Origin of the sequence: Pedobacter polysacchareus (assembly GCF_019802255.1) — a bacterium.
Classification (GTDB): Bacteria; Bacteroidota; Bacteroidia; order Sphingobacteriales; family Sphingobacteriaceae; genus Pedobacter; species Pedobacter polysacchareus.
Genome location: NZ_JAHYSS010000006.1, coordinates 538,725 through 564,540, shown reverse-complemented (window position 1 = coordinate 564,540; position 25,816 = coordinate 538,725). Strand labels below are relative to the sequence as shown.

Annotated in this window: 15 protein-coding genes; 12 read left to right on the top strand and 3 right to left on the bottom strand. The window is 41.8% G+C overall.

Annotation, left to right across the window (positions count from 1 at the left end):
- The first annotated feature begins 42 nt into the window (after positions 1-42).
- From K7X70_RS19855 to K7X70_RS19830, 6 genes are all read left to right on the top strand, one after another.
- Positions 43-945, top strand: a complete 903-nt coding sequence (locus K7X70_RS19855) for a DUF4886 domain-containing protein (RefSeq protein ID WP_222538706.1) — start codon at positions 43-45, stop codon at positions 943-945.
- Positions 946-960: 15 nt separating this feature from the next.
- Positions 961-2,646, top strand: a complete 1,686-nt coding sequence (locus K7X70_RS19850; RefSeq protein WP_255607444.1) for a sodium:solute symporter family protein — start codon at positions 961-963, stop codon at positions 2,644-2,646.
- 263 nt (positions 2,647-2,909) lie between these two features.
- Positions 2,910-4,178 (top strand): glycoside hydrolase family 2 TIM barrel-domain containing protein, encoded by a 1,269-nt coding sequence (locus K7X70_RS19845; RefSeq protein WP_222538705.1) that lies wholly within the window; start codon positions 2,910-2,912, stop codon positions 4,176-4,178.
- Entirely contained in the window at positions 4,175-7,984 is a 3,810-nt protein-coding gene (locus tag K7X70_RS19840) for a glycosyltransferase (protein ID WP_222538704.1), read from the top strand. Before K7X70_RS19845 ends, K7X70_RS19840 begins: the two co-directional genes overlap by 4 nt.
- A gap of 159 nt (positions 7,985-8,143) precedes the next feature.
- The gene (locus K7X70_RS19835) at positions 8,144-8,332 is read left to right on the top strand and encodes a hypothetical protein (protein WP_222538703.1); all 189 of its coding nucleotides are present in this window, start codon (positions 8,144-8,146) and stop codon (positions 8,330-8,332) included.
- A gap of 3 nt (positions 8,333-8,335) precedes the next feature.
- A complete protein-coding gene (locus K7X70_RS19830) occupies positions 8,336-9,049 on the top strand; it encodes an SPFH domain-containing protein (protein ID WP_222538702.1) in 714 nt (237 codons plus the stop codon).
- 142 nt (positions 9,050-9,191) lie between these two features.
- Here K7X70_RS19830 and K7X70_RS19825 read toward each other — a convergent pair whose 3' ends face one another.
- Complete coding sequence (locus K7X70_RS19825) at positions 9,192-10,502, bottom strand: glucosidase family protein (RefSeq protein ID WP_255607443.1); 1,311 nt, start codon at positions 10,500-10,502, stop codon at positions 9,192-9,194.
- Positions 10,503-10,504: 2 nt separating this feature from the next.
- A complete protein-coding gene (locus tag K7X70_RS19820; protein WP_222538701.1) occupies positions 10,505-12,841 on the bottom strand; it encodes a glycoside hydrolase family 3 N-terminal domain-containing protein in 2,337 nt (778 codons plus the stop codon).
- 313 nt (positions 12,842-13,154) lie between these two features.
- Here K7X70_RS19820 and K7X70_RS19815 point away from each other — a divergent pair, with 313 nt between their 5' ends.
- Positions 13,155-15,491, top strand: a complete 2,337-nt coding sequence (locus K7X70_RS19815) for a GH92 family glycosyl hydrolase (protein ID WP_222538700.1) — start codon at positions 13,155-13,157, stop codon at positions 15,489-15,491.
- Here K7X70_RS19815 and K7X70_RS19810 read toward each other — a convergent pair.
- Positions 15,460-16,215: a GntR family transcriptional regulator gene (locus K7X70_RS19810; RefSeq protein ID WP_255607441.1), complete on the bottom strand. Its 756-nt coding sequence runs from the start codon at positions 16,213-16,215 to the stop codon at positions 15,460-15,462. The two genes, K7X70_RS19815 and K7X70_RS19810, sit on opposite strands and share 32 nt — an antisense overlap.
- Positions 16,216-16,432: 217 nt before the next feature.
- On the opposite strand from K7X70_RS19810, the gene K7X70_RS19805 reads away from it, so the two are divergent.
- The 5 genes from K7X70_RS19805 to K7X70_RS19785 all read left to right on the top strand — a co-directional run bounded on the left by K7X70_RS19805 (position 16,433) and on the right by K7X70_RS19785 (position 25,791).
- Entirely contained in the window at positions 16,433-18,226 is a 1,794-nt protein-coding gene (locus K7X70_RS19805; protein WP_255607440.1) for a class I mannose-6-phosphate isomerase, read from the top strand.
- Positions 18,226-19,611 (top strand): sugar porter family MFS transporter, encoded by a 1,386-nt coding sequence (locus tag K7X70_RS19800; RefSeq protein ID WP_222538699.1) that lies wholly within the window; start codon positions 18,226-18,228, stop codon positions 19,609-19,611. Before K7X70_RS19805 ends, K7X70_RS19800 begins: the two co-directional genes overlap by 1 nt.
- Before the next feature lie 121 nt (positions 19,612-19,732).
- A complete protein-coding gene (locus K7X70_RS19795) occupies positions 19,733-22,792 on the top strand; it encodes a SusC/RagA family TonB-linked outer membrane protein (RefSeq protein WP_222538698.1) in 3,060 nt (1,019 codons plus the stop codon).
- Positions 22,793-22,833: 41 nt separating this feature from the next.
- On the top strand, positions 22,834-24,423 hold the full coding sequence (locus tag K7X70_RS19790) for a RagB/SusD family nutrient uptake outer membrane protein (RefSeq protein WP_222538697.1): 1,590 nt from the start codon (positions 22,834-22,836) through the stop codon (positions 24,421-24,423).
- A 63-nt stretch (positions 24,424-24,486) separates the two neighbouring features.
- Positions 24,487-25,791 carry a glucosidase family protein gene (locus tag K7X70_RS19785; protein ID WP_222538696.1) on the top strand — a complete coding sequence of 435 codons (1,305 nt, stop codon included), beginning with the start codon at positions 24,487-24,489 and terminating at the stop codon, positions 25,789-25,791.
- The last annotated feature ends 25 nt before the right edge of the window (positions 25,792-25,816 follow it).

Sequence of the window (25,816 nt, the reverse complement as noted above, 5' to 3'; positions counted from 1 at the left end):
AATAATGATAAATAATGAATTTTTAAACTAGAACATATACAGATGAAATACCTAAAAAACACCTTATTGCTCTGCTTGCTGCTGATCAGCCATGTTTCATTCGGACAAGCTGCAGAGAAAACATTGCGATTGTTTATTATTGGCAACAGCTTCTCCAAAAATGCAACAGCCTACCTGCCGAATTTTGCAAAGGAAAACAACCAGCAATTGGAGGTTGGCAGAGCAGAACTTGGCGGTTGCTCCCTACAGCAGCATTGGGAATATGCAGCAGCTGCAGAAGCCAATCCTGAAGACCCGAAAGGCAAGCCATATAACGGTAAATCACTGCGCATGCTTTTAGCGGAAGGGACCTGGGATGTGGTCACCATGCAGCAGTTTTCTTATTTATCGGCAGATCTGGAAAGCTATAGCCCTTATGCTCAAAAGCTTTACGACTACATTAAGTCACTGCAGCCAAATGCAAAAATTCTTTTACATCAAAGCTGGGCATACCGTTCGGATGCAAAGAAATTTGGGCGCGTAGCTCCTGAGCAGCCCGCTAAAAATCAGCAGGAAATGTGGCAGAAATCCAGGGCTGCCTACCATGCAATAGCCAGGCAATTGAACACAGGAATCATTCCTGTGGGAGATGCCTTTAACACAGTTGCTTCGGGGCCGGAATTTCGCTTTACAAAAGATATAAAATTTGATGCTGACCATGCGGTTGCACCAAACCTGCCCATTCAGACCAATTCATTGAATATGGGCTATTATTGGAAAGACAATGCATTGGTATTCGATCCTAACCATGCCAATGAAGCCGGAAGATACCTGGGTTCTTTAATCTGGTACGCCATTTTATTTAAGGTGTCGCCGGAAAAATTAAAATATCAGCCAAAAGAAGTTCCCGCTGATTTTGCCGCCTATTTAAGAAGTGTTGCCGCAAAAACAGTGAAGAATTTATAATTTTAAACAAACTATATGAACTCCATAATAGACACCACAGTTATCGTTGTATTTTCAGTATTCATTATGATTATAGGTTTACTGTTTTCACGTACAGGCAGAAACCTAAAATCTTTTTTTGCAGGTGGTGAGGCTGTACCCTGGTTTATTGGAGGTTTATCGCTGTTTATGAGTTTCTTCTCAGCCGGTACTTTTGTGGCCTGGGGATCCATTGCCTACAAATACGGCTGGGTAGCAGTAACCATTCAGTGGACGATGTGTATTGGCGGTTTAGTAACCGGATTATACATTGCCCCTAAATGGAAAGCTACAGGGAACCTGACCGCGGCCGAATTTATAAAGGATAGGCTAGGGGAGAATGTGCAGAAGAGTTTCATCTATATTTTCATGCTGGTATCCCTGTTCATTAAGGGCTCAGTATTGTATTCTGTCTCTAAATTGGTGGGTTCCTCACTGGAATTTCCACTGATCCCAGTCACATTGGTGCTGGGGATATTTATGATTGCCTATACCGCCGTGGGTGGTTTATGGGCAGTAATGGTGACCGATATTTTGCAGTTTGTGATATTAACCACCGCAGTATTGCTGATCATTCCATTGGCCTTTACAGAAGCCGGCGGAGTACATGCCTTTGTTTCCAAGGTTCCTGATCACTTTTTTGAAGCTGTAAACGGAGAATATACCTGGGGTTTCATTGCTGCCTTTGCCCTTTATCACATCTTTTATATTGGCGGAAACTGGACTTTTGTACAACGGTACACGAGCGTGGATACCCCAAAATCTGCGTCTAAAGTAGCCTTCCTTTTTGCTGGATTGTACATTGTCAGTCCGGTTTTATGGATGCTGCCTCCGATGATCTATCAAACCATTAATCCTGGATTAACCGGGCTGGAAACTGAAAACGCTTATTTAATGGTGTGTAAGCAAGTACTTCCGGCAGGGCTCATGGGCTTGATCTTAACGGGAATGTATTTTTCTACTTCAGCTTCTGCAAACACAGCCTTAAACGTAGTTTCCGCAGTGTTTACCAATGATGTTTATAAAGGAACGATCAATCCAGGAGCATCTGATGATAAATTAATGAAGGTAGCTCGTACCTCTTCCTGGTGCTTTGGTTTCGGAATGATTTTGATTGCACTGATTGTGCCTTATATCGGTGGAATTGTAGAATTTACATTAAGTGTTGGTGCCATCACTGGTGGTCCTTTACTGGCGCCGCCAATCTGGGCTTTGTTCTCGAAACGAATCACAGGTAAGGCGACTATTTTCATTACCATGATCAGTTTGGCAGTAAACCTCATATTTAAGATCGTACTGCCGCTGCTGACAGATGACAAGCTAAGCCGCGCAAATGAAATGCTGCTGGGCGTATTGCTGCCTTTTGCCCTGTTATTGGCCTATGAAATATATGCTGCTGCAAAAGGTAAGGTGAGTACTGAATACCTGGATTTGCAGCTGCGTAAAGCAGTAAGAGACGCAAAGGTGATTGTCATTGACGAAAAAGAAGCCGCAGAAATCAAAAGGCAAAATAAGTTTGGATTGCAGGTCATCTCATTTTCATTGGGCTTTATTGCCCTCATGTTGTATATACTTTGTGCTTTTACGGCCAAAGGAACAGTGATGGTGGCGGTGATTGCAACGCTCATATTGTTGAGCGCATGGATTCCATACCATGCCTCCAGAAAGACACCTGAAATTTGAACAAATCTATTTTCTTTTTTTACCTAAAACATGGCTGCACCTCTTAATGGAGGTGCAGCTTTCTATAAATGTTGTATCAGGAAAAATGATTTGTTAATTGGTCACGAATATTATGTGGTTGTAAAGCAGAGCTGTACTGAGAACCGAAGGTTGTAGGATATTAAATTGGGAGTTATTGATTACATTCACCTAATTAATCATTAGGTATGTCAATTTTTGATAGAAAGAATCCCTTTATTAAGTTTAGCGTTTTAAGCTTGTTGATGGTATTATTTTTTTTAGGTTGTCATCAGCCGAAAGATGCTACTCCAAAAAAAGTACAGATAAAAGAAATCGATGGCAATTATAAATTGTATAAAGATGGCAAACCTTATTCGATCAAAGGGGTCGCTGGTGATGCCCACTTTCATACTTTAAAGGAAATGGGTGGGAATACGATTAGGATTTGGGATACCACCCGTTTGTCTGTGATTCTGGATAGTGCCAAAGCTCATCATTTAGCGGTAATCGTGGGATTGCCAATCTTTAATAGTGATTATACCAGTTTTTATGCGGATTCCGCAAAAGTAGCGCGTCAGTACCGGGCATTTAAATCCATCGTAAATCAGTATAAAAACCATCCCTCAATATTGATGTGGTGTATAGGTAATGAGCTCGATTTCCCCTTTAAACTATCCTACCATAGTTTCTATAAAGCTTTTAACCAGCTTACTGACATGATTCATCAGGATGATCCGGATCATCCCATTACCACAACCCTCTTAAATTTCAATAAGAAATACATTTTTAATCTCATTACACGCTGTAATATCGACCTTATTTCATTTAATATTTTTGGTAGAATAACCTACCTGCGTGATGACCTTAAAAGTGTTTCCTGGTTTTGGAATGGTCCATTTATGGTCACGGAATGGGGAATTGATGGCCCTTGGGAAGGAACAGTACAAACAGCATGGGGCGCTTATATTGAGGATACCAGTACCAAGAAGGCGGAGCTGTATCAGGATCGTTTTATAAATTATATGCCCAGGGAAGATGCTGGGTTTTTAGGCGCCTTTGCATTTTTCTGGGGTAATAAACAGGAGGGAACCCAATCCTGGTTTAGCATGTTTGATGAACATAATGGGAAATCACAGGTTGTTGATGCCATGAAATACTTGTGGACAGGCAAACATCTGGAATTTCCATTCCCTCAGGTGAAATACATGCTCTTAAATGAGCGGGGCGCAAGGGATAACATCCTTTTGTCGGCCGGACAAACTTTTTCAGCTAAGGTACTCCTGTTGAATCCGTATAAAATTAAATATGTAAAATGGGAGGTGTATCCTGAAGATTGGTATAAAAAAAACAACCTTCATAATGATAAAAAGCTCCAGCCTTTAATGTCACAAATCAAAGCAGATCAACTTTTAGCGTATAATTTTGTAGCACCTGTGTCAGAAGGTCCATATCGGGTTTTTGCTACGATTTATGATGACCATGGAAACTTCTCTACCTGCAATACACCTTTTTATGTTGTAACTGATAAATGAAAGCAGTTGAAATCCCCTCTCCCCCAACAAGAAAAGAGCGGTTTACGCTCAGACTGATGATTGTTGCCGGACTAATTTGCATTGTTTACTTTCTGCGTAACATGTTGAATCCGTCCATTGTTGGCGCTCCATTATTGTATGGACTGCTGCTCACGACATTCATTTTTATGAGTCTTAAAACGATTCATGAATGGATCCATTATTTCTTTATTACCATTCCAAAAACACCTGAAACCACCAGGATTTATACGGTAGATATCTTCACTACATTTTGTGCAGGCGAACCCTATGAAATGATTGAAGAGACGCTGATCGCAATTAAAGCCATCACTTATCCTCATGAAACCTATTTATGCGACGAAGCAAATGATCCCTATTTGAAGAATTTCTGCGACGAACACGGAATTCATCATGTAACCCGAACAAAGAAGATCAACGCAAAAGCGGGAAATATAAACAATGCTTTAAGTTTATCGTCTGGCGAGCTTTGTGTAGTTTTAGACCCGGATCATGTTCCTATGCCCAATTTTCTGGATCCTATTGTCACGCATTTTAATGATCCTGGAATTGGCTTTGTTCAAATTGTACAGGCCTACAGTAATAACGATGAAAACCTGATTGCTAAAGGTGCTGCACAGCAAACTTATCAGTTCTATGGACCGATGATGATGACAATGAACAAATATGGAACCGTTCTTGCCATTGGTGCCAACTGTACTTTCAGACGCACAGCACTGGAGTCTATCGGCGGTCATGCTGCGGGTCTTGCAGAAGATATGCATACGGCCATGAAGCTCCATTCTAAAGGATGGAAGTCCGTCTATGTGCCTCGTGTATTGGCTAGAGGTTTGGTTCCCTCCACTTTATCCGCTTACTATAAGCAGCAGCTAAAATGGTCCAGGGGTGTTTTCGATCTATTAGTCACCGCCTATCCGAAACTTTTTAAAGGCTTTACCTGGCAGCAAAAGTTGCATTATGCAGTCATCCCCCTGCATTATTTCTCTGGGGTCATTTATTTGATTAACTTCCTGATCCCTATAGTTTCTTTGTTTTTTGATGTAAGCCCTATCAAAATGAGCATGACTACTTTTGGACTCACGATACTACCATTGGTAACCATGACACTTTTAATTCGGCATTTCGTGCAATTGTGGGTCATGGAAGACGAAGAACGTGGTTTTCATGTAGTGGGTGGACTATTGATGATCGGTACCTGGTGGATCTTCATTTTAGGATTGGCTTATACTATTGTTGGAAAAAAAGTACCTTATGTTCCAACCCCTAAAGATGGTAATGAAGCGAATAATTGGCCATTAAATGTCCCCAATCTCATCGTACTTATTTTGTCTTTGGCTGCAATTGTTTACGGCTTATATTATGATTGGAATCCCTATAATATCATTATGGCAGGTTTTGCTGGTTTAAATAGTTTGATTATGTGTTTCAATATTGCTGCCAGCAGACAGCAGCAATTCAGGGCATATAAGGCTGGGCATGCTCGTGTGAATGGTTTTATGAATGGGCTTAAACAATTAAAAATCAAATTCTGGTTTTTAAGAAGGCGAATTTACGCAGGAGTACGCAGTAACGCATTGATGATTACACTCGTGCTTTGTTCTTCAGTACTTTATTTTGCAAATTCCGGTGCGGAAACAAATGTGGGTTTGCCGGTTTTAAATCATAAAATGGATTATTTTCTTACTGGAATATTTGCACCTGGAAATGGCAATGGAATATCTTCACTAAAAAAAGTGAAGGAGCGTCAACATGCATTTAATACTCATTTTGACCTGGTTTCAGTTTATGTTCCCTGGGGAGATCAATCGCAATGTTACCTCCCTCAACAAACTATAGATTCGATCTACTACAATGGCTCCATTCCTATGGTAACCTGGGAACCGTGGCAGAATTTGTTCGTTCAAAATAAGAGGAATGGAGCGGGTTTTCGAGACCTGAAAGTCTTTAAGAACATCATTAATGGAGATTATGATGCTTACCTTAAAAAATTCTCAGAGGAGATTAAAGCATTAAATAGACCGATTTATGTAAGGTTTGCCCATGAAATGGACAACCCATCTTATCCCTGGTCCCCGGTTGGTCACAATACGCCAGATGAATATAAGACAGCTTGGAAATATATACATCAGTACTTTTCAAAAAATGAGGTTTACAACGTGATTTGGGTCTGGAATCCATGGAAATCAGAAACCATTGATGCTTATTTTCCAGGAAGGGAATATGTAGACTGGATAGGAGTTACAAACCTGAATTATGGTCAACTAAATTCATCAGCCGGATGGCAGTCCATGGAGGATTTATATAGGCCTTTTCACCAAAATCCGATTTTTCGTTCTGGATTGCCAGTGATGTTGGCGGAAATGGGTTCATTGGTATCTGCCGGCCGACAGGCAGAATGGTTTAAATTAGCTTTCAAATCAAAAAGTAATTTCCCGGAAATTAAGGGCTTTCTGTTTTTTGATTCAGGCTATGATAAAAATGTGCCAATAGGCGAAAAGGAAGGTGTGTTGAACTGGAGCATACAGCAAACCGGGGAAATGAAGTTACTGTTGAAAGCCTATCGTAAGAACCTCGATCATAAGCCATTGGCCAAGACTCCTCCTTTATTAACAAACACAAGCAGTAGCACACGAGTGGATTCGTCCAATACAAATTACCCTCAGCTATTTGAATCGATAAAAGGAATAAACTATAATCGAGGACAGGATTGGACAAATAACTATGAAACATTGACCATGTCTGATATGATTGCTGATTTTGAGGAGATGAAGCAGATTGGGATCAATACGATTAAGCGATATGGGCCGGATATTTATGATGGCAATGTATTGAAACTGGCTAAAAAAACAAATATGAACATCCATTATGGATATTGGGTGAATGATGAACTTAATTTTGTAGCCGATGCTAAAGGGCTTAATTTGCTGAGCGATAAAATTCTAGCCTCTATTCAGGCCTTGAAAAATGAAGAAAGTATCAAATCCTGGAATATAGGAAATGCGGTGCTGCAGAAACTCGATATCTACTATTATAAACCAGAATTAATATACCAACAGGATGCCTATCTGTTTTGGCTTAAAAAGCTAGTCATTAATATCAAGAAAATAGATCCTAAAAGACCAGTTAGTGTGGATATTGAACTTTCGCAGAACATGAATTCTACAATTGAAAGGTATAGAAAGGTGGTTCCTGAAATTGATTTATACGGTCTTGTAGTTAGTCCTATTTCGGTAGTTCCAGAGTTATTGAAGGATTTACAAGTGCCATACTTTTACAGTGACATTGCATTTTCGTCTTACAATAGTCTTAAGGATAAGCAGGCTGGTACATTTATCTCAAACTGGCAAGATGAGAAAAGAACAAACCAGGTCACACTGGATGGAATAAAAGATGAACAAGGCAGAAAGAAGTTGGCATTTACTGAACTTTTTTATGCCTGGAACAAAGGCCCCTTGCCAGCAAAGAAACCTGCTGTCAAGATCCTGAAGCCGGCATTGGGAACTTTTCCTGGAAAGCAGCTTGATTATCATGTCATTCTTAAAAATAACAACCAATGGACATTAGCAGATGGGGCAGCGCACTTAAATTTTGAATGGAAGCTGGCTAAAGTGGATCGCTTTAATAAGCCAATATCAATGACAGCCATTGGCAATGGAGTAAGTGTTAAAGTGACCATTCCTGAGTATCCAATGAGTTATAGACTGTATTTGTATGTGATTAGTGATAAAGTAGTCTTAGATGTGATCGAGTCTAAGCTCAATACACCACTATCGAAGACTGGCTCGTAAGTTTAAAAGCCGTTTTCTGAAAAGAAGAACGGCTTTTTTATGAATGTATGTCTATGTATCTATATGTCTTAATATATAGATATAATGAATGATTGGATATATCATGATTATTCTTGTTTATCTAAATCAAGAATCAAACGAAAATTATATTTTAGCTGAATGAAATTAGCACTCTACATTTTGATAGCTGCAATAGCTGTCATCCTGATCAATTTCTGGTATCAGGTCTATGTGACCGGTAGGTATTACGCCAGTGCCGGCTCATTTTTTACCATCATTGGCGCATTGATTCCTATTGCCCTGATCTACATTTCCTTCTTATTAATCAAACGAATAAAAAATAGCTAAACCATGAAAAACTTATTGACTACCAGCTTATGTTTCGGCCTGATGGCTGTTGCTTTAACTTCCTGCGATCGCGCGCAATCAAACGTACAGACTTTATATACCAGTAACTGCGGAGTAAGTTGGGAGTTGATTAAAGCAGGGGAAACCGTTCCAAAAGGAGTGGGTATGTGCTCTTATAAAATCACTGTGCCGGATTATCCAATGCAAGGGGAGAGCGTTTTCAAAAGTGCCTTCAAAAATCGGGTCATGGCAAAGATTGAAGTCACCTATGATTACTCGATAACTGATGCTAAATTGTATATCGGAGAAGCAAAATATCTTGGGAAAATGAATAGCGACAGTGATAGTGAGGTGAACAGTTCAAAAGCCTATGAGACTGCTGAAAATTCGGTGATCGATAAAAGGATTAAAGAAATCGCCAGAGATCTTTTGCTGACGGAGGATATTGTTGATTTCAACCAGAATGAGTTTGAAGCCGAACTGCTAAAGAATGTAAATGATTTATTGAAAACAAAAGGAGTAACTATAAACTTCCTTTCCTTCGTTCCAATTCCTGAAGAGCAAACCAGACAGGCAATTGATGTGGTGACTGCCATGAAGATTTATGAATCAAAAGGGCTGACTGAAATCGGAAAAGCGGTATCGGCTGCCAGAGCAGGAGCGACTAAAGTTGAAGTGACTGTGAAGAAAGATGATCAGCCAGTAAAAGAGGACTAAACTCAAAAATTAGAACTTATTTTCCAGTATAAAAGAAAAGGGAAATTATCCGAAGACAATTTCCCTTTATCTAAATTAACGCTCTCACATACAAAGACGCTGGAACGAAGAAATTATTGTGTAACCTGAATAATTTCTTCGTTTATTTTTGATTTGCCACTGCCCATTCCCTGAATTGTAAAATCGCTTTGCTCAATACTCCGGCAGATCCTTTAAATTTACCAGACCCATCAGGAACATCCCCTTTGCCATACCATTCATAAAAGCCTTGATTTTTAACGACGCGATTGATCATCGGGCGGACTTCTTCGTAGGCCTCCTTTACAAATCCATTCGCAATCAGCTGCTGGATCATTCTTCCACCGAACCAAGTCCAGTCGCCACCATTTTGATAGTGATAAGCTTTCGCCATGCCTCCTTTAAAAAAGCCATCAGGATAGGTTGGATATAAAGTCAGGCCAATGCTCGGCATGCCGGAAAGCTTTACGTTTTCCACCATCTGCTTGTTTACTATGGCGATTTCTTTCTTGGAAAGTAAGCCGGCCTCTATGGCAACCGCAGTTCCACCATGATAATGAATGGTGTTTTCATCAAATCCGGCAGGGATAGGTGATTTCCCGGGGTAGATATGTGGTATGAATTTTTGTTTTTTTGAGTCCCATAGGTGTTTTCTCACATTTTCATGAATGCCTTTCTTCATTTTTGCCCATTGTGCCGCTTTTTGTGCGTCTGGTACCACTTCAATTAAATATTGCAAGGCGATCATGAACATGGCATTGTCGTATACATCAATGGCTTCATCAGACAGTTCATTCCAATCACAGCCAAAGCTGTCATTGGGCTGTACATCACCCCAATCCGCAGTCATGGCGCCCCATAACAATCCGTATTTCTTGTTATAGCGCTCACGCAGCAGGTAATCAATCATCTTTTCCATTCGGACGAGCACAGTTGTGCCAGCGACCTTTTCCTGTAACAGCTCAACATCTCCTGTCTTTTTAATGTATTTGCCTACCAATTGGATTAAGGAAGTCTCCTGATCAGTTTCAACCGTATTTTTAAAGCCTACATGGCCTGGAGCGGCATCGGAATAGTATGGGGTATCGTCATTCCAGGTGAAATCCTTTTTGACCACATAACCGTCTACCATCTCATCATTTTTTTGCTGCAGCGCAAAAAACATCAGGATGGCCCCCCGAACATTTTCTTTGGAATGTACCGCTAAGGAAGTCTCAATGAGGGTGTTGAAATCACGTGCCCAGACTTGAGAGTAACCGCTTCCGGCATTGAATCCTTCTTTAATGACGGCTTTTGCCAGGTGATCGACCATAGTTAAGGACGAATCGGCTAGAATTTGAGCCGCAAGCTGCTGTTGCTGCTGCGCCTTTCCCCCAGAAAAGCATCCGAATACAAAAAATGCGCCGGATAAGATGTATAGTGTATATTTTCTCATGTTTAATTTAGTTGCTTTTGTAGTTTAATTTGATCCGAACCTGATCCAATCAGGACAGTAAATGTGCTGCCTGGCTCAAATGCCTTTTTCATATCGCGATTGATGATCGAAAGGTCATCCTTTGTGAGTGTAAATTCCAGCAGCTTTGAGGCTCCGGATTTAAGATGAACACGCTCGAAATTCTTCAGTTGCCTGACTGGTTGCGAGGTAGAGGCAAATTGATTTTTCAGGTAAAGCTGCACCACCTCGTCGCCATCATAGGAGCCGTTATTCAGTAAGGTAAAAGACACCTTATAGTTGCCATTTGCATCTGCTGGGCTAATGTTCAGTTGATCGTAAACAAAAGTGGTATAACTTCTGCCATAGCCAAATGCATAGAGCGGAGTCGCTTCTTCTTCTACATAGCGATGGTCTAATGGGCTTTTTCGGTTATAATGAACAGGGATTTGTCCCACACTGCGAGGTATAGAAATTGGAAGTCTGCCTGCCGGATTATAGTCTCCGAACAATACATCCGCAACCGCGGATCCTCCTTCTTGTCCGGGGTACCAGGCACACAATAAAGCATCCGCATTCTCTTTAGCCCAGTTCATGTTAAGCGGCCTGCCTTGTATATAAATGACAATTAATGGTTTTCCGGTTTTCTTTAAGGCTTGCAATAGCTCCATTTGTTTGCCTAGTAAATCCAGTGTAGAACGATCAAAACCTTCTCCACTTTCCATATCCGAAACCGTTTCAACAGAGGTTATTGCGGCCCCTGTTGCAGCATATGAGGTCTTAAAATCACGTGCACTGGAACCGCCTACCACGGCAATGACCACATCTGAAGCCGCTGCGGCAGCCACTGCCTGAGGAATATTGCTGTCTATGGTATCGCGGATGGAACAGCCTTTTGCATAAGTTACCATGGAAGGGGAGAGCTTCGAATGAAGTCCCTGTAATACGGTGACTACATTTCCCTCAGCCTGCGGCGCAGTATAATCGCCCAGCATATTGTATATATTGTCGGCATTAGGACCCACAACAGCAAGTTTGAGTCCTCTTTTCAAGGGAAGCAGACTGTTTTTATTTTCTAACAGGACGATTGATTCTCTTGCCACCTGACGGGAAAGCTGGATACTTTCCTTCGTTTTAATTTCTTTTTTAGCCTTCTGGGCATTTACAAAAGGGTGTTCAAATAATCCCATCTCAAATTTTAGACGGAGTACCCGAGATACGGCGGTATCAATAAAACGCGCTTCAACTTTCCCCTGCTCCACTGCGACAATCAGATTGGGATAGGCATTCCCTCCCAAATCTGCATCTAAGCCTGCAGTAAGGGCAAGTGTCGCTGCCTGCGTGTAATCTCTGGCAATGCGATGACTGCCTTTGATACCCTCAATACTGCCCAAATCAGAAACCGTAAAACCTTTAAATCCCCATTCCTTGATTAAAATATCTGTCAATAAAAAGCTGTTGGAACTGCATGGAATACCATCAATGGAATTATAAGCGGCCATGATAGACCGGGCGCCTGCTTTTACCGCAGATTGGAAAGGGGGTAGGAAGTACTCCCGGAGTTCGCGTTCTCCAACACTGGCAGCGGCGCCATTGTGCCCGCCTTCAGGTATAGCATAGGCTACAAAATGCTTTAACGTAGCGATAGTGCTGTACGGATTGGATATTTTTCCTGCGCCTAAACCTGTAATAATAGCGCTGGCGAGTTTTCCTGTTAATTCCGGGTCTTCTCCATAACTTTCTTCCACGCGGGACCAGCGCGGATCACGTGATAAATCTAATACCGGTCCATAACTGATGTGAGCGCCCTGCAGACGAACCTCTTTGGCAACAGTCTCCGACATACGGGTTAATAAAGCCTGGTTCCAGGTCGAAGCCTGACCAATGCCAGTTGGAAAGACCGTAGTGCCAATAGCCATGTGTCCATGCGGTGCTTCTTCCGCTAAAAATATAGGAATGCCAAGACGGGTATTCTTGATCATGTATCGCTGTAATTCGTTCGCTGCGTCGGCCGACATTTCTGGATTAAGACCGTTGGCCAGCGTTTTTTGCGTCCAGGGATCAGCCCTGAAGGTTGCCCAGAGCATCCCGATCTGTTTTTCGGCAACAAGATGCTTGAATTTTTTAGACACACTCACCTTGTTTCCCTGCCGTTCGTACATTTCCCATCCCAGCGGACTCAATAACTGGCCTACTTTTTCTTTAAGTGTCATTCTATTGATCAAATCTTTGGTCCTGATTGCTATAGGCTGACTGGCATCCTTATATAAGGGATGCTGGCAAATAGCACCCAGTGGAAGGAAAAAAAAAGTACAGCAGGTCAAAAGTTTAAGCTTATTCATGGTTTGGTTAGATTGTATGTACATACAAGTATAGTAAAATTTAAATATTACTGGTAAATAATTGAATTTTTATCTTTTGATTCTTTTTTTAGTTGTTTAACTGTTTATTGCATAATAAATTTTAAAGTATTGGAGATTTAAAATATATTTGAAAACTATGTATGTACATTTGGCTTTATTGCTGCTTTTGTTAGTTCATACTGGTGATTTTATTTGTCCCGGATGAGCCTTCATTTGCGGATCTGAAGTTTTCATTTTTCAGATCGCAGCCTTTATAGGTCATTACACGATAAAACCTAAACCTTAAACCACGATGAAAAGGATTCTTTTAATCTCATTAATTAGTATACAAGCCACCTTACTTTACGCACAAGAAGCGAGGAATCTGATTCAATATGTGAAACCAAACATCGGATCTGCGCATAGCCGGTATTTTTTCTATACCCCGGCAGCAGTCCCTTTTGGGATGGCTAAATTAGCACCGAGTACCAATGGAACTGAAGGTAACGCCTCAGGATGGGAGGCTGTGGGTTACGACGATCGCCATCGCTCGATAGAAGGTTTTGCAAATTTTCATGAATTTCAGATTGGAGGGATTTTATTTGCACCAACTGTAGGAACCTTAAAAACAGTCCCAGGTAAAGAAAATGAAAAGAATTCCGGATACAGGTCTTCTTTTGATAAGGCAGACGAGTATGCAACTGCTGGATATTATCGCGTATTATTAAAAGATTATCAGATCAAAGCTGAGCTAACGGCTACAGAAAGGGTGGGCTTTCATCAGTATACTTTCCCAGAAACAGACTCCGCCAATGTTATTTTTGATATCGGTCATAAGATGGGAGAGAGCGGACCCGTATTAGATGCTCAAGTGACTTACGATGACCGTCATGTTTGGGGCTATGTAGTGACAAAGCCAGTGTATGTGCAGAAATATCAGGAAGCGGCAAATGTAACCATGTATTTTTATGCAGAACTGGATAAAACACCTGTCGCTTATGGTACATTCATTGATCAGAACCAGTCTGAAGGGCAAAAAACCATACAAGGAAAGGGGGCCGGCATTTACCTGAGGTTTAAAACCAGGGCTGCTGAGCAAATTGGCATCAAAACCGGACTTTCTTATACTTCTGTAGAAAATGCTAAACTCAACCTACAGAAAGAAGCCTCCGGACTAAGTTTTGCAAAAGCAAAAAATAAAGCTGCAGAAAACTGGAACAGCGCATTGGGCAGAATTGAGGTAAAAGGTGGCTTATTAGACGATAGAATCAAGTTTTACACCGGACTCTTTCATGCACTTTTGGGCAGGGGTCTGGCAGATGATGTGAATGGGGCTTATCCTAAAAATGACGGAAGCATTGGTCAGATTCCTTTATTAAAAAATGGCAGCCCTGTGCATCATCACTACAATACAGATGCCATTTGGGGTGCATTCTGGAACCTGACTCAGCTATGGGCAATTGCCTATCCAGAATATTATAACGATTGGATACAAAGTCAGTTATTGGTGTATAAAGATGCAGGATGGCTTGGTGATGGGATCGCAAATAGTAAATATGTATCCGGTGTTGGAACGAATTTCACCGGACTGGCGATTGCAGCAGCTTATAATGTAGGCATTCGGAATTATGATATCCCATTGGCCTATGAAGCAGTGAGAAAAAATGAACTGGAAGCAAAAGGCCGCATTCCTGGAGCTGGAAAACTAGATGTCGGCATTTTCGTGAAAAAGGGCTATTCTCCCTATATAAAGGATTCAAGTGGTAACCCGGAATTAAATACTGAGGGTTCTCCTTTTGGTGCTTCGCATACCTTAGAGTATTCTTTTTCTTCTTTTGCCGCAGCGCAATTTGCGAAATCTCTGGGTAAGAAAGCGGATGCGGTACAGCTGTCTAAACTTGCAGAAGGCTGGAAATTACTCTATGATCCTGCGACTAAATTTGTCAGACCGAAGGATGCGGAAGGTAAATTCCTGGACCGCTTTAATCCTTATGAATCATGGCGCGGTTTCCAGGAAGGCAATGCCTGGCAGTATACTTTTTATGTGCCTCATGCTCCGGAAGAGCTGGTCAACTTCGTTGGAAAAACTACTTTCAGTAATCGCTTAGACAGTATTTTTACCATTTCCCAGAAGAACTTATTTGGTGGAGGAAAACATATTGATGCCTTTGCAGGAATTGAAAGTTTGTACAATCACGGAAATCAGCCAAACCTGCATATTTCCTGGTTGTTCCATTATGCCGGAAGGCCGGATCTGAGTCAGAAATGGGTGAGGGCCATCTGCAATGAGTTCTATGGAACTGACGGTATCCATGGTTATGGATATGGACAGGATGAAGATCAAGGACAGCTTGGTGCCTGGTATGTATTGTCCGCAATGGGGCTTTTTGATGTAAAAGCACTGACAGCAGCTGAACCTTCTTTCCTGATTGGTGCGCCATTGTTTGAAAGCTTGAGGATTAAACTGCCTAAGAAAATACGTAAAAATGATTTCCTGATTAAAGTGAATCAGCAGGATCCAAATCATCCCTATATCCAGCGCGGAACACTCAATGGTAAGCCATTAGCCGACTTGGAGATTAAATTTGAAGACCTGGAAAAAGGTGGAGTGCTGGAACTTACTCTCTCTCGCTCTCCACAGTATAAATGAAACTATCAGCCTTATAAAAACCCAAGTTATACTCAATAGGTCTTTCCATTTTATCAAAAACAAACCTTTTTCTCAGCAGCACAGGACTGCCCACTTCGTACTCTAGTTTTCCGGCAATGAATTTATCCGCCAAGATAGCACTGATCTCTTCTTTAGAGATCGTGGCAATTACGGAATGTTCATTTTCCAGCATTTCATACAAGGGACGGGTATAGTCTTCTTCTCCGGTAAGCCCTACTCTAGGGTGAAAATAAGATTCAAAATAAACGAAAGGCCCATCCGGTTTGCCTCTCAAACGAACCAGCTTTAAAATCCTTTTGTCTGTTTTTATGCCAAAAAATGAAGCGAGTCTCTCGTCTGGATAAACCCAGCTGACATGAAGCTCAAAATTCCTGGTCACAATACCTCTCGCCTGCATTTCCTGAGAGAAGCTCAGCCAGTTTTTAGATTTTGAACTGACAGATTTCTGCTCTACCACCTTAGTGCCCACGCCTTTCTTGCGGATCAGCAATCCTTCATAGACTAGTTTGTTCAATGCCTGACGCAAAGTAGTTCTGGAGATGCCCAGCTGCTGTGCCAGCTGAACTTCTATAGGAAGTAATTTTCCTCCCTGATAATCAGGTGATTCGATCAGTTTTCGGAGCAAATCTTCAGCCTGTACATGTAAAGGAACCGGACTTTTGTGATCTATCGACAATTTCATGTAGGTGTTTTCTTCAAACATATACAAAATCATTCATTTGGGGAAAGTATAGCGTGTTTTTAATGTCTCAAAAATTCATTTAAAATAAGTTTATAATTATTGCAATGTTTTTGTATGTTTATACATACTAACATATGTATGTATATATGTATGGTTGTTTGTGGTTTTTTTGACTAAATTAAATTGAATAAACATGCTTACTGTTTGTATGTAGGTACATAATTTTAAACACGCACTAATGAAGGTTGAAGTACAAGAATCTATTAGGAAGGCAAGCCAGAAACCCTTGCCTTCAAATATTAATGAACTAGTTGAAAAAAGCCAGGACTACGGCATGTATCCTTTTCATTCCATCGGAGATGATCAGGTATTTAAAGGGTATTCTTCTTTGGCAGATTATATCTGCAGTCAAAAAACAGTGTTGATTGATGGATATGCCGGAACACTTTGGAACCATATAGCTGCCGCATTGGAGAAGGAGTTTAAAAAAAGAAACCTGGAGGTCAACTGGCTAAAAACGGCAGATTTCCTGAAACCGGAGACCGATATTGACCGATTGGTTGATTCCTTCTTAGGAACTGCTGACGCTGTTTGGGGGACAAAAACCACCCTGGTATTGGAAGATTTTTTCCAGATGGAAAGTTTGTCGGCACAGCAGCCTGATCAAACGGTAGCAATTAATATAGGGATCGGAACAGGCGCTGCTTTCTTAAACTGGGAAGCTCCAATCATCTATTTTGACCTGCCCAAGAACGAAGTAAAGTACCGCATGCGCGGAGGATCTGTCAGCAATCTTGGAAAAACAGACCTGGCCAATGAAGAACAAATGTACAAGCGCTTTTACTTTGTCGATTGGGTAGTACTGAACCATCATAAGCAAAATATCAAAGATCAGTTGACGGTAATTGCAGATGGACAAATCCTGCCAGAACCAAACTGGGCCATGTTCGAAGCCATCAAAAAAGGCCTTTGTAAATTGTCAACCTCAGTATTCAGAGCATTACCCTGGTTTGAAGCAGGAGCTTGGGGCGGACAATGGTTAAAGCAGCACCTTCCGGAAATAAACAAGGAGGAAGTGAATTACGCCTGGTCTTTCGAACTCATCACTCCAGAAAACGGGCTGGTATTTGAAAGCAGCGGTAACCTGCTCGAAATCTCTTTCGACTTCCTGATGTTCCAGGAAAATGAAGCTGTGCTGGGTAAACATGCCGAGCAGTTTAAATTCGAATTTCCAATCCGCTTTGATTTCCTGGATACTTTTGATGGAGGCAACCTCTCTATTCAATGCCATCCTAGTCTGAAATACATTCAGGAAGAATTTGGAGAAACCATTACCCAGGATGAGACCTATTATATTCTTGATTGCAAAGAAGATGCTGCTGTTTATATCGGATTTCAGGAAGACATTCAGCCGGAAGCTTTCAGAGCAGAACTGGAACACAGCTTCCATTCTGGAGAAGCAGTCGACATAGAAAAATACGTACAAAAACTGCCCGCCCATCAGCATGATTTCTTTTTAATCCCTAATGGTACGGTACATAGTGCTGGTACCAATAATCTGGTACTGGAAATCAGTGCAACCCCCTATATTTTTACTTTTAAAATGTACGATTGGGTTCGTCCAGATTTAAATGGAAATCCTAGGCCAATCAATATTGAACACGCTTTTAACAACTTAAACTTTGAAAGAAAAGGGGAGAAAGTTAGAGAAGAGCTGGTGTCAAAACCCAAATTAATAAGCTCAGGCGCAGACTGGCAAGTCATTCATCTGCCTACACATGCAGCTCATTTTTATGATGTGGAGCGCCTGGAGTTTTCAACCGAAATTCAGGTAACAACAGAAGAACGCTGTCATGTATTGATGCTGGTAGAAGGTGATAGCCTGGCCATAGAAACCGCAGATGGAACCGAGGCCGCATTCAATTTCGCAGAAACATTTGTGGTGCCTGCAGCGGCCAATTCCTATAAACTGATCAATAAAGGAAAAAATAAGGCAAAAGTGGTCAAAGCATTCCTAAAAACTAAAGATTGATGGAACCGATCGTATATAAAAGAAATCTTCTCCTAATGGTCTGCTGCATTGCAGCATTAGGAGGAGTACTGTTTGGCTTTGACATGGCGGTAATTTCCGGTGTATTGCCTTTCGTGCAAAAACAATTCAGCCTGACAGCCGTTCAGGAAGGCTGGTTTGTATCCTCGGCCTTAGTAGGCTGTATCATTGGCGTGGCCATTTCTGGTGAATTGGGAGACCGACTCGGGCGTAAAAAGTTATTGATGGTTTCTGCCATTTTATTTTTAATAGGCGCGGTAGGCTGTACCTGGGCGCCTACATTTTCCTTGATGGTGATGGCCAGGATACTAGCAGGAATCGGGATCGGTATTGCCTCTAATATTGTTCCGCTTTATATCTCGGAAATCGCACCCACTAAGATCAGAGGGCGATTAGTGACCTGCTATCAGCTTGCAGTGACTTTCGGTATTTTGGTGGCTTATTTAAGTAACGCTGCGATTTTAAAACATGCGCTGGCCATGTCAGCTGAGGGCAGCAGTTCCGCATTTCATTTTCTTTTTATAGCAGAAGCCTGGAGAGGGATGTTCAGTATAGGTATCCTACCCGCAGTGCTATTTATGGCGGGTTTATTTTTCGTGCCAGAAAGTCCTAGATGGCTGATTCAAAACGGCAGAGAAGTAGAAGGTTTGCAATTGCTGACAGAATTAGTTGGTGAAAAAGAGGCCGTTGAGGATGCTGATAAACTCAAGAAAAACCAGGGAACAGGTAAAGGTTCCTACAAAGAATTATGGTCGCCACGTTTGCGCCGCTCATTAATTCTGGGCTTATTCTTACCCCTGTTCTCTCAATTCAGCGGGATCAATGCCATTATTTACTATGGCCCAAGTATCCTAACCAGCGCAGGAATCAGCTTGAGCAACTCCTTCCAGAGTCAGGTGATTTTTGGGCTGGCAAACATGCTATTTACTTTAATTGCTGTATGGAAAGTTGATGCCTTAGGTCGCAGACCACTGTATATGATTGGTACCGTAGGAGCTACCATCAGCTTATTTGTAGCAGGATTATGCTTTTATAATAATGCCACGCACAGTGTATTTCTATTGATCGCAGTACTTGCTTTTCTAGCCAGTTTCGCCTTTTCCATTGGCCCTTTAAAATTCGTTGTGGCTTCTGAAATCTTTCCAGCAAGGATCCGCGGCCGGGCTATGGCTTTAAGCATTATGGTAATGTGGATTGCAGATACCATCGTAGGTCAATTGACACCCATTTTTCTTCAGGAGTTAGGTACTGCCTACACTTTCTGGATATTCTCCGCTTTTTGCCTCGTTGCATTTGTTACCGTTTACTTTTTACTGCCCGAAACCAAAGGGAAATCACTGGAAGACATAGAAAATAATATGGTCTGAACTGAATCACAACCTAAAAAACTAATAATAACCTGAATAAAACCCCGAATCATACCTGAGTACCAAATCATAACCGAATAACAAACAACCAACCAAATACCAATCACTAAATCTGTATGAAATGAAAAGAATGTTTATTTTTTTAATGTCCTTCCTGATCTATTTAGGAGGAGGCAGCCCTGGCTATGCGCAAACTCCGCAGGGCATCGTCGTAAAAGGAGTAGTTTATGAGGCGGCCAACCGTTCTGTAACTTTACCCGGAGTAGGGGTCATGCTAAAAGGCGGCAATAAAAAAACCGTTACTAATGCCAATGGAACGTTTCAAATCGAAGTGCCCTCTGCAAATTCCACCTTGATATTCAGCTATATCGGGATGCAGAATCAGGAAGTCAAAGTTCCTGAAAGCGGACAGTTAAACGTATACCTGACGGCTGATAATCAGGCATTAGATGAAGTTGTCGTAACCGGTTATGGTACGCAGCGAAAATCTGATGTGACCGGATCAGTAGCCGTGATTTCTGGAAAAGACCTCCTGAATGCACCTGTAAATAATGCCCTGCAAGGTTTAAAAGGTAAGGTCGCAGGGGTAAATGTATTCCTGAATTCAGGATCTCCAACTGGCAGTCCAAAAGTGCTGATCAGAGGTCTGGGAACCATCAATTCCTCTTCGAGCCCTTTGTATGTGGTGGATGGAGTAGTCATGGAGGATGTACAATTCCTGAATCCAAACGATATTGACCGTATGGAAGTGCTGAAAGACGCTTCTTCAACTGCAATTTATGGTGCCCGTGGTGCGAACGGAGTGATCCTGGTGACCACCAAGCGGGGGGCCACCAATGAAGGCGTAACCGTGGGTTATGATGGCTACCTCAGCATCGGCGTATTGCCTAAAAAACTCGCAGTATTGAACTCAGCAGAGTTTTTACAAGTGATCCAAAAAGGTTTCGAAAACTACAGTAAATACAACCCAACAGGAACAGCACCAGTGTTTTCGAAATCTGATCCACGATTATTTGATGCAAATGGCAACCCATTGTATGATACGGATTGGCAAGAGGAAGCGACACGTACGGCATTCTCCAATAATCACCAGCTGAGCATATTAGGGAAATCTGAAAAATCTTCCTTTGGCGCATTTATGAACTATGGCAGAACCGAAGGCATCATGCTCAACAGCTGGCTGGACAGGATCAACTCCAAAATTGTTTACGATGCGAAACCAAAGAAATGGCTTTCCCTGGGTTTAAATTTATTGGTCAACAGTACCAAAGCGAATGAAACTCAGGAAGACGGCGGAGATCAGTCGCCAAGACGGTCGATGCTGGAAATGCCTCCTATATTCCCGGTGAAATTCCCTGATGGTGGCTGGTCAAACAGCAGCATGATCTCAGATCCTTATTCTCTGGAGTCGATTGCGAATCCAGTACACGTATTAACCACACAAGACCGACTGAGAAAAAGGAACCAATTGTTCGGGAATACCTACCTGACTTTCCACATCATCCCAGGTCTGGATTTAAGGACCCAATTTGGATTTGACAAAAGAGATAACTTATTCCAAAACTACAGTCCGACGGATTTAATCAATATTTCTGCTCCTTTAGGTTCTGCATCTATCGACAATCAACATTCCTTTTACTGGCAGGAAGAGACTTATTTAAATTACAACAAACAATTAGGAGATCACAGGATCAATGCGGTGCTGGGACTAAGCTGGCAGGAAAGAACGGCAGACAATACCGCCGTTTCTGCTCAGGGTTTTTCTGATGACTTTTTTAGGTTCAACAGCATACAATCCGCTAGTCAGCCAGGAGCGCCAACTTCTTCTTTTGACCGCTGGAGTATGAATTCCTACTTCCTGAGAGGTAGTTACAGCTATAAAGACAAGTATCTGCTGACGGTTACCGGTCGTGTGGATGGCTCTTCCCGTTTTGGAAAAAACAATAAGTACGGGGTATTCCCATCCTTAGGATTAGGCTGGATCGTGTCCAAAGAAAATTTCCTTAGCGGAGTGGACTCTATTGATGAATTAAAACTGCGTGCAAGTTATGGGGTAACCGGAAATACCGAAATCCCAACTTATCAATCCTTAGGAACGATTTCATCAGAAACTACCTTGCTCAATGGGACCAGGGTATCTCGAAGCTTCGTAAACCGACTACCAAATCCAAATTTGGAATGGGAGAAAACGAAGCAGTTTGATGCGGGATTCGACCTTTCGTTATTTAAAAGCAGGCTGAGGTTCAGCGCTGATTACTACCATAAACTTACCACTGATTTATTGTTAGACCGACCAGTGCCTACCTCTACCGGATTTGCTGCGGTTCGAGATAATATCGGCTCCGTATTGAATACAGGAGTAGAGGTGCTGTTGAGTGGTAGCCCTGTAGTGACACCAGATTTCAGATGGGAAACCACATTGAATTTTAGTTACAACAAAAATAGAATTGAGGCATTAGGTGCAAATAATGAAGATATATTTCCAGGGCCAGGCTTTGTTTCCGGCAGTCAGACCATCCTGCGCGTTGGCGAAAGTCTGAGCTCATTTTATGGCTACAAACGACTGGGCATCTGGGGTACAGATGAGGCCGCAGAAGCTGCACTGGTAGGTGCTGTTCCAGGCACCGCTAAACGCAGTACCGAACGCGGTGTAATTGGAAAAGGTTTGCCGGATTGGACTGGAAGTTTCATCAACACCTTCCGCTACAAAAACCTGGATTTAAATATTGAAATGCAGTTTGTGGCTGGCGTAGATATCTTACAGCAGTTTCTGCACTCTACAGAGGATAGAACTGGGTATTCAAATGGTTTCAAATCGACGCTGTATGACAGCTGGACACCACAAAACCAGAATACTATGATTCAGCAGATCCGCAATGGTCCTTATTCTGGTCAGAGCAGTGAAGTAGACGACCATTGGGTGGCCAATGGCTCATACATCCGCGCCAGCGCCATTACTTTAGGCTATAACCTTAGCCCAGAGCAAATGGGCAGACTTAAATTAAAAAGCATGCGCTTTTATGTAAGTGTTCAAAACGCATTTTTAATTAAATCGAAATCCTTTAAAGGATATGACCCGGAAGCGACTTCCTATGGTGACAACCAATGGGGGCAAAATATCTATTTCCACCAATATCCAAAACCTCGAACTTTTACATTGGGCGCTAGTTTCCAGTTTTAAGCAGCGCAAATTGAATATTAACTGAACTCAAAAAAACGATTATGAAACCTACAATCATAAGTTTATTATTAGTCATGATGCTCAGTACATCATGTAAAAAGTTCCTGGATGAAGTGCCAAGGGATGAGATTTCCAGTGGCCAGTATTTTCAGAATCCTAAGCATGCCGAAAATGCGGTGAATGCGCTATACAGAAGTGGGGCTCCGCAAATGTATGAATCAAATCTGGGCGCCTACTCGGGCTCAAGAATGATGTTTGGCCCGTATATGTCGGGTTATATCGACAATGAATATAAAGGGCAGGAGATCCACGTTCAGTATGCACAGAACATGACTTTAAACGGAACCAACCTTTCTTCTTACTTACAGGGAATATGGAGCAGTTTGTATACTGGAATTTCCAGAGCCAATAATGCCATTAAATACATTCCTGTAACGCCAGGCCTGCCAGCGGAAAAAGCAAAGCAGCTTTCTGCTGAAGCCAGGTTCTTCAGGGCCTATGGTTACTTTCAATTGGTACGTATGTATGGAGGAGTTCCTTTAATCACGGAACCTTACGAAAATATCAGCAATATGGACGTAGCGAAAAGCACGGTAGAACAGGTTTACAATTTAATTACTTCTGATCTGGAATATGCAGTAAATGAAGGCGGGCTGCCGGATGTGGCGATGGTCAATAATGCTGCGCGGATTACTAAAGGGGCCGCAGCTACTTTATTAGCAGATGTGTATTTGACAATGAGTGGTTTTCCTTTGAAAAAAGACATGTCTGCAAAGGCCGCATTAAACGCCAGACTGGTTATTAATTCAAATAAATACAGTCTGACTACACATAATGTGGATGCCAATGGGAATGTCATCCCTACTGGTTCTGCCTATAATAAGCTGCGATTAGCCGATAATTCAGCCAATGAATACATTTATTACTATGAATTTGCAGTTGGAATCTCTACTTCAGCTTATGCTTCCTGGTCCTTGCCAGCCACAGCAACCTCAGAAACTAAATTTGCAATTACCGTCAATACCTACGGGCCAACGGCCAAATTTTTACTAGGTTACAATAAAAACCAGGACTTGAGAATTCAGGAAAAACAGTTCTTTCATTCTTCCCTGATCAAAAGCAACGGAACCACTTTGAACTTCGCAACAGCCCCTTATATTTGGCAGGATGAAGAAGCCACTTTTAAGACGGCAACTTCTGGGAAAGATCAGCCTATTTACACTTATTCAGACCCATTGCTGATCGCAGCAGAAGCCATTGCAATGGCTGAGGGCGTAACTAGCGAAGCGGTAGGCTACCTCGCGCAGGTAAGAGGCAGGGCGTATTGGAAAGATGATGTAACCGCAATTAAAACACAGCTTTCCCAGCTTTCTAAAGATGACTTCATCAAGGAAGTTTGGAAGGAACGTTACAGGGAATTGGTATTTGAAGGCAGGATCTGGTTTGATATCCAGCGGACCAGGTTATTCCCTGTTCCGGCAAGTGATGGCTCTGGAAATATTTTGTTTGAACCGGTGATTGGTCATGCAAATAGTTTTGGTGCGACCATTCAGGAGAAAAACCTCCTCTTTCCAATTGCTACAGATGAATTACAAAGAAACGGAAACCTGACTCAAAACCCAGGCTACTAACCCCGAAATGGGTCTCCTTCATGGAGGCCCATTTATATTTTTTATTTTAAACCCTTTTGATTTATGAAATCAGCTACTATTTATGTATTTATCGCCGCGTTTTTTCTTTCTTTTTCTGCCCAGGCACAAAAGCAAGACCGGAAAACATTGGCGAAAACAATCCTTGCAGATGCCCGTTTAGACACCGTTCAGAAGAAAGCTTTAAAACTATTAGACCGCTTTTCAGCAGGAACATCCTATAGTGAAATCTGGATCAGAGATTTTAACACTTTTCTAAAAGGCTCGCTAAAAGTCAGACCAAAAGAAGAGGTGAAAAATGCCCTATTGATGTTTTTTAAAATACAAGGACAAGACGGTAATATCGTCGATGGTGTGGTAGAAGCTACAAAGGCAACAGGAGGATATGATTATCGTCATTCTGACTTATTGCCGGGTTGGGCTGCACATAAAAACACCGTGGAAACGGATCAGGAATCCTCATTGGTACAGGCTGTAAAGAAATATATTGAAGTCACCAATGACCGCAGCATTCTGACTGAAGTAATTGCTGGAAAATCTGTTCTGCAGCGTATGGAAGATGCTTTTAGCTATATCAGGAAAGAAAGATGGTCAGAGAAACATGGTTTAGTAACAGGTGCAACCACCGTAGATTGGGGAGATGTACAGCCAGAAACCGGTTGGGGAGTTTCCATCAATGACAAAACCAAAATGGCGATCGATATTTATGATAACGCCATGTATGTAATCGCAATTCATGACTTTTTAGCCATGGCTCCTAAAGGATACAAGGCCGTAGAGAATTGGAAAAATGTAGCTGATCAGATTAAAAAGAATGTCCGCATTCATTTATGGATGAAAGATGCCCAAAAATACAGACCACACCTGTACTTAAACGGCAGTCCGTTTTCAAAGAATTTTGACGAAGATAAAATCTTGTATATCGGTGGTTCCATCTGTGCGATCCTGGCAGATTTCAATACCCCTGCAGAGGTTGCAGCAATCAATAAGCAAATCGTAGCCGCTGCCAAAAAAGAGAAACATGCCACCATTGGAATCACGGTTTATCCGCCATATCCTGTAGAAGAATTTCCTAATATGCCCGCTTATCACTATCAAAATGGTGGCGACTGGACCTGGTTTGGCGGACGAATGATGCCTGCTTTAATGAACTACGGTATGGTCAGTGAAGCTTATCAGGAATTGCTGCCAATGGTAGACCGCACACTTGCCAAAAAAGGCTTTTTTGAATGGTATGATGTTAGAAACGGGGAACCTAAAGGATCTGGAGAATTTAGAGGGGAAGCAGGGGTTTTATACGATGCAATTGCCTTGTTGAAACAATGGGCTGCGACTGAAATTAAAAAGTAATATTGAAAGTTTGAGGGCTGTCATC

What these genes read in the sequence shown, in the direction of transcription:
- K7X70_RS19855 (WP_222538706.1), top strand. Translation starts at nt 43, where the DNA reads ATGAAATACCTAAAAAACACCTTATTGCTCTGCTTGCTGCTGATCAGC.
- K7X70_RS19850 (WP_255607444.1), top strand. Translation starts at nt 961, where the DNA reads ATGAACTCCATAATAGACACCACAGTTATCGTTGTATTTTCAGTATTC.
- K7X70_RS19845 (WP_222538705.1), top strand. Translation starts at nt 2,910, where the DNA reads ATGGTATTATTTTTTTTAGGTTGTCATCAGCCGAAAGATGCTACTCCA.
- K7X70_RS19840 (WP_222538704.1), top strand. Translation starts at nt 4,175, where the DNA reads ATGAAAGCAGTTGAAATCCCCTCTCCCCCAACAAGAAAAGAGCGGTTT.
- K7X70_RS19835 (WP_222538703.1), top strand. Translation starts at nt 8,144, where the DNA reads ATGAAATTAGCACTCTACATTTTGATAGCTGCAATAGCTGTCATCCTG.
- K7X70_RS19830 (WP_222538702.1), top strand. Translation starts at nt 8,336, where the DNA reads ATGAAAAACTTATTGACTACCAGCTTATGTTTCGGCCTGATGGCTGTT.
- K7X70_RS19825 (WP_255607443.1), bottom strand. Translation starts at nt 10,502, where the DNA reads ATGAGAAAATATACACTATACATCTTATCCGGCGCATTTTTTGTATTC.
- K7X70_RS19820 (WP_222538701.1), bottom strand. Translation starts at nt 12,841, where the DNA reads ATGAATAAGCTTAAACTTTTGACCTGCTGTACTTTTTTTTTCCTTCCA.
- K7X70_RS19815 (WP_222538700.1), top strand. Translation starts at nt 13,155, where the DNA reads ATGAAAAGGATTCTTTTAATCTCATTAATTAGTATACAAGCCACCTTA.
- K7X70_RS19810 (WP_255607441.1), bottom strand. Translation starts at nt 16,215, where the DNA reads ATGTTTGAAGAAAACACCTACATGAAATTGTCGATAGATCACAAAAGT.
- K7X70_RS19805 (WP_255607440.1), top strand. Translation starts at nt 16,433, where the DNA reads ATGAAGGTTGAAGTACAAGAATCTATTAGGAAGGCAAGCCAGAAACCC.
- K7X70_RS19800 (WP_222538699.1), top strand. Translation starts at nt 18,226, where the DNA reads ATGGAACCGATCGTATATAAAAGAAATCTTCTCCTAATGGTCTGCTGC.
- K7X70_RS19795 (WP_222538698.1), top strand. Translation starts at nt 19,733, where the DNA reads ATGAAAAGAATGTTTATTTTTTTAATGTCCTTCCTGATCTATTTAGGA.
- K7X70_RS19790 (WP_222538697.1), top strand. Translation starts at nt 22,834, where the DNA reads ATGAAACCTACAATCATAAGTTTATTATTAGTCATGATGCTCAGTACA.
- K7X70_RS19785 (WP_222538696.1), top strand. Translation starts at nt 24,487, where the DNA reads ATGAAATCAGCTACTATTTATGTATTTATCGCCGCGTTTTTTCTTTCT.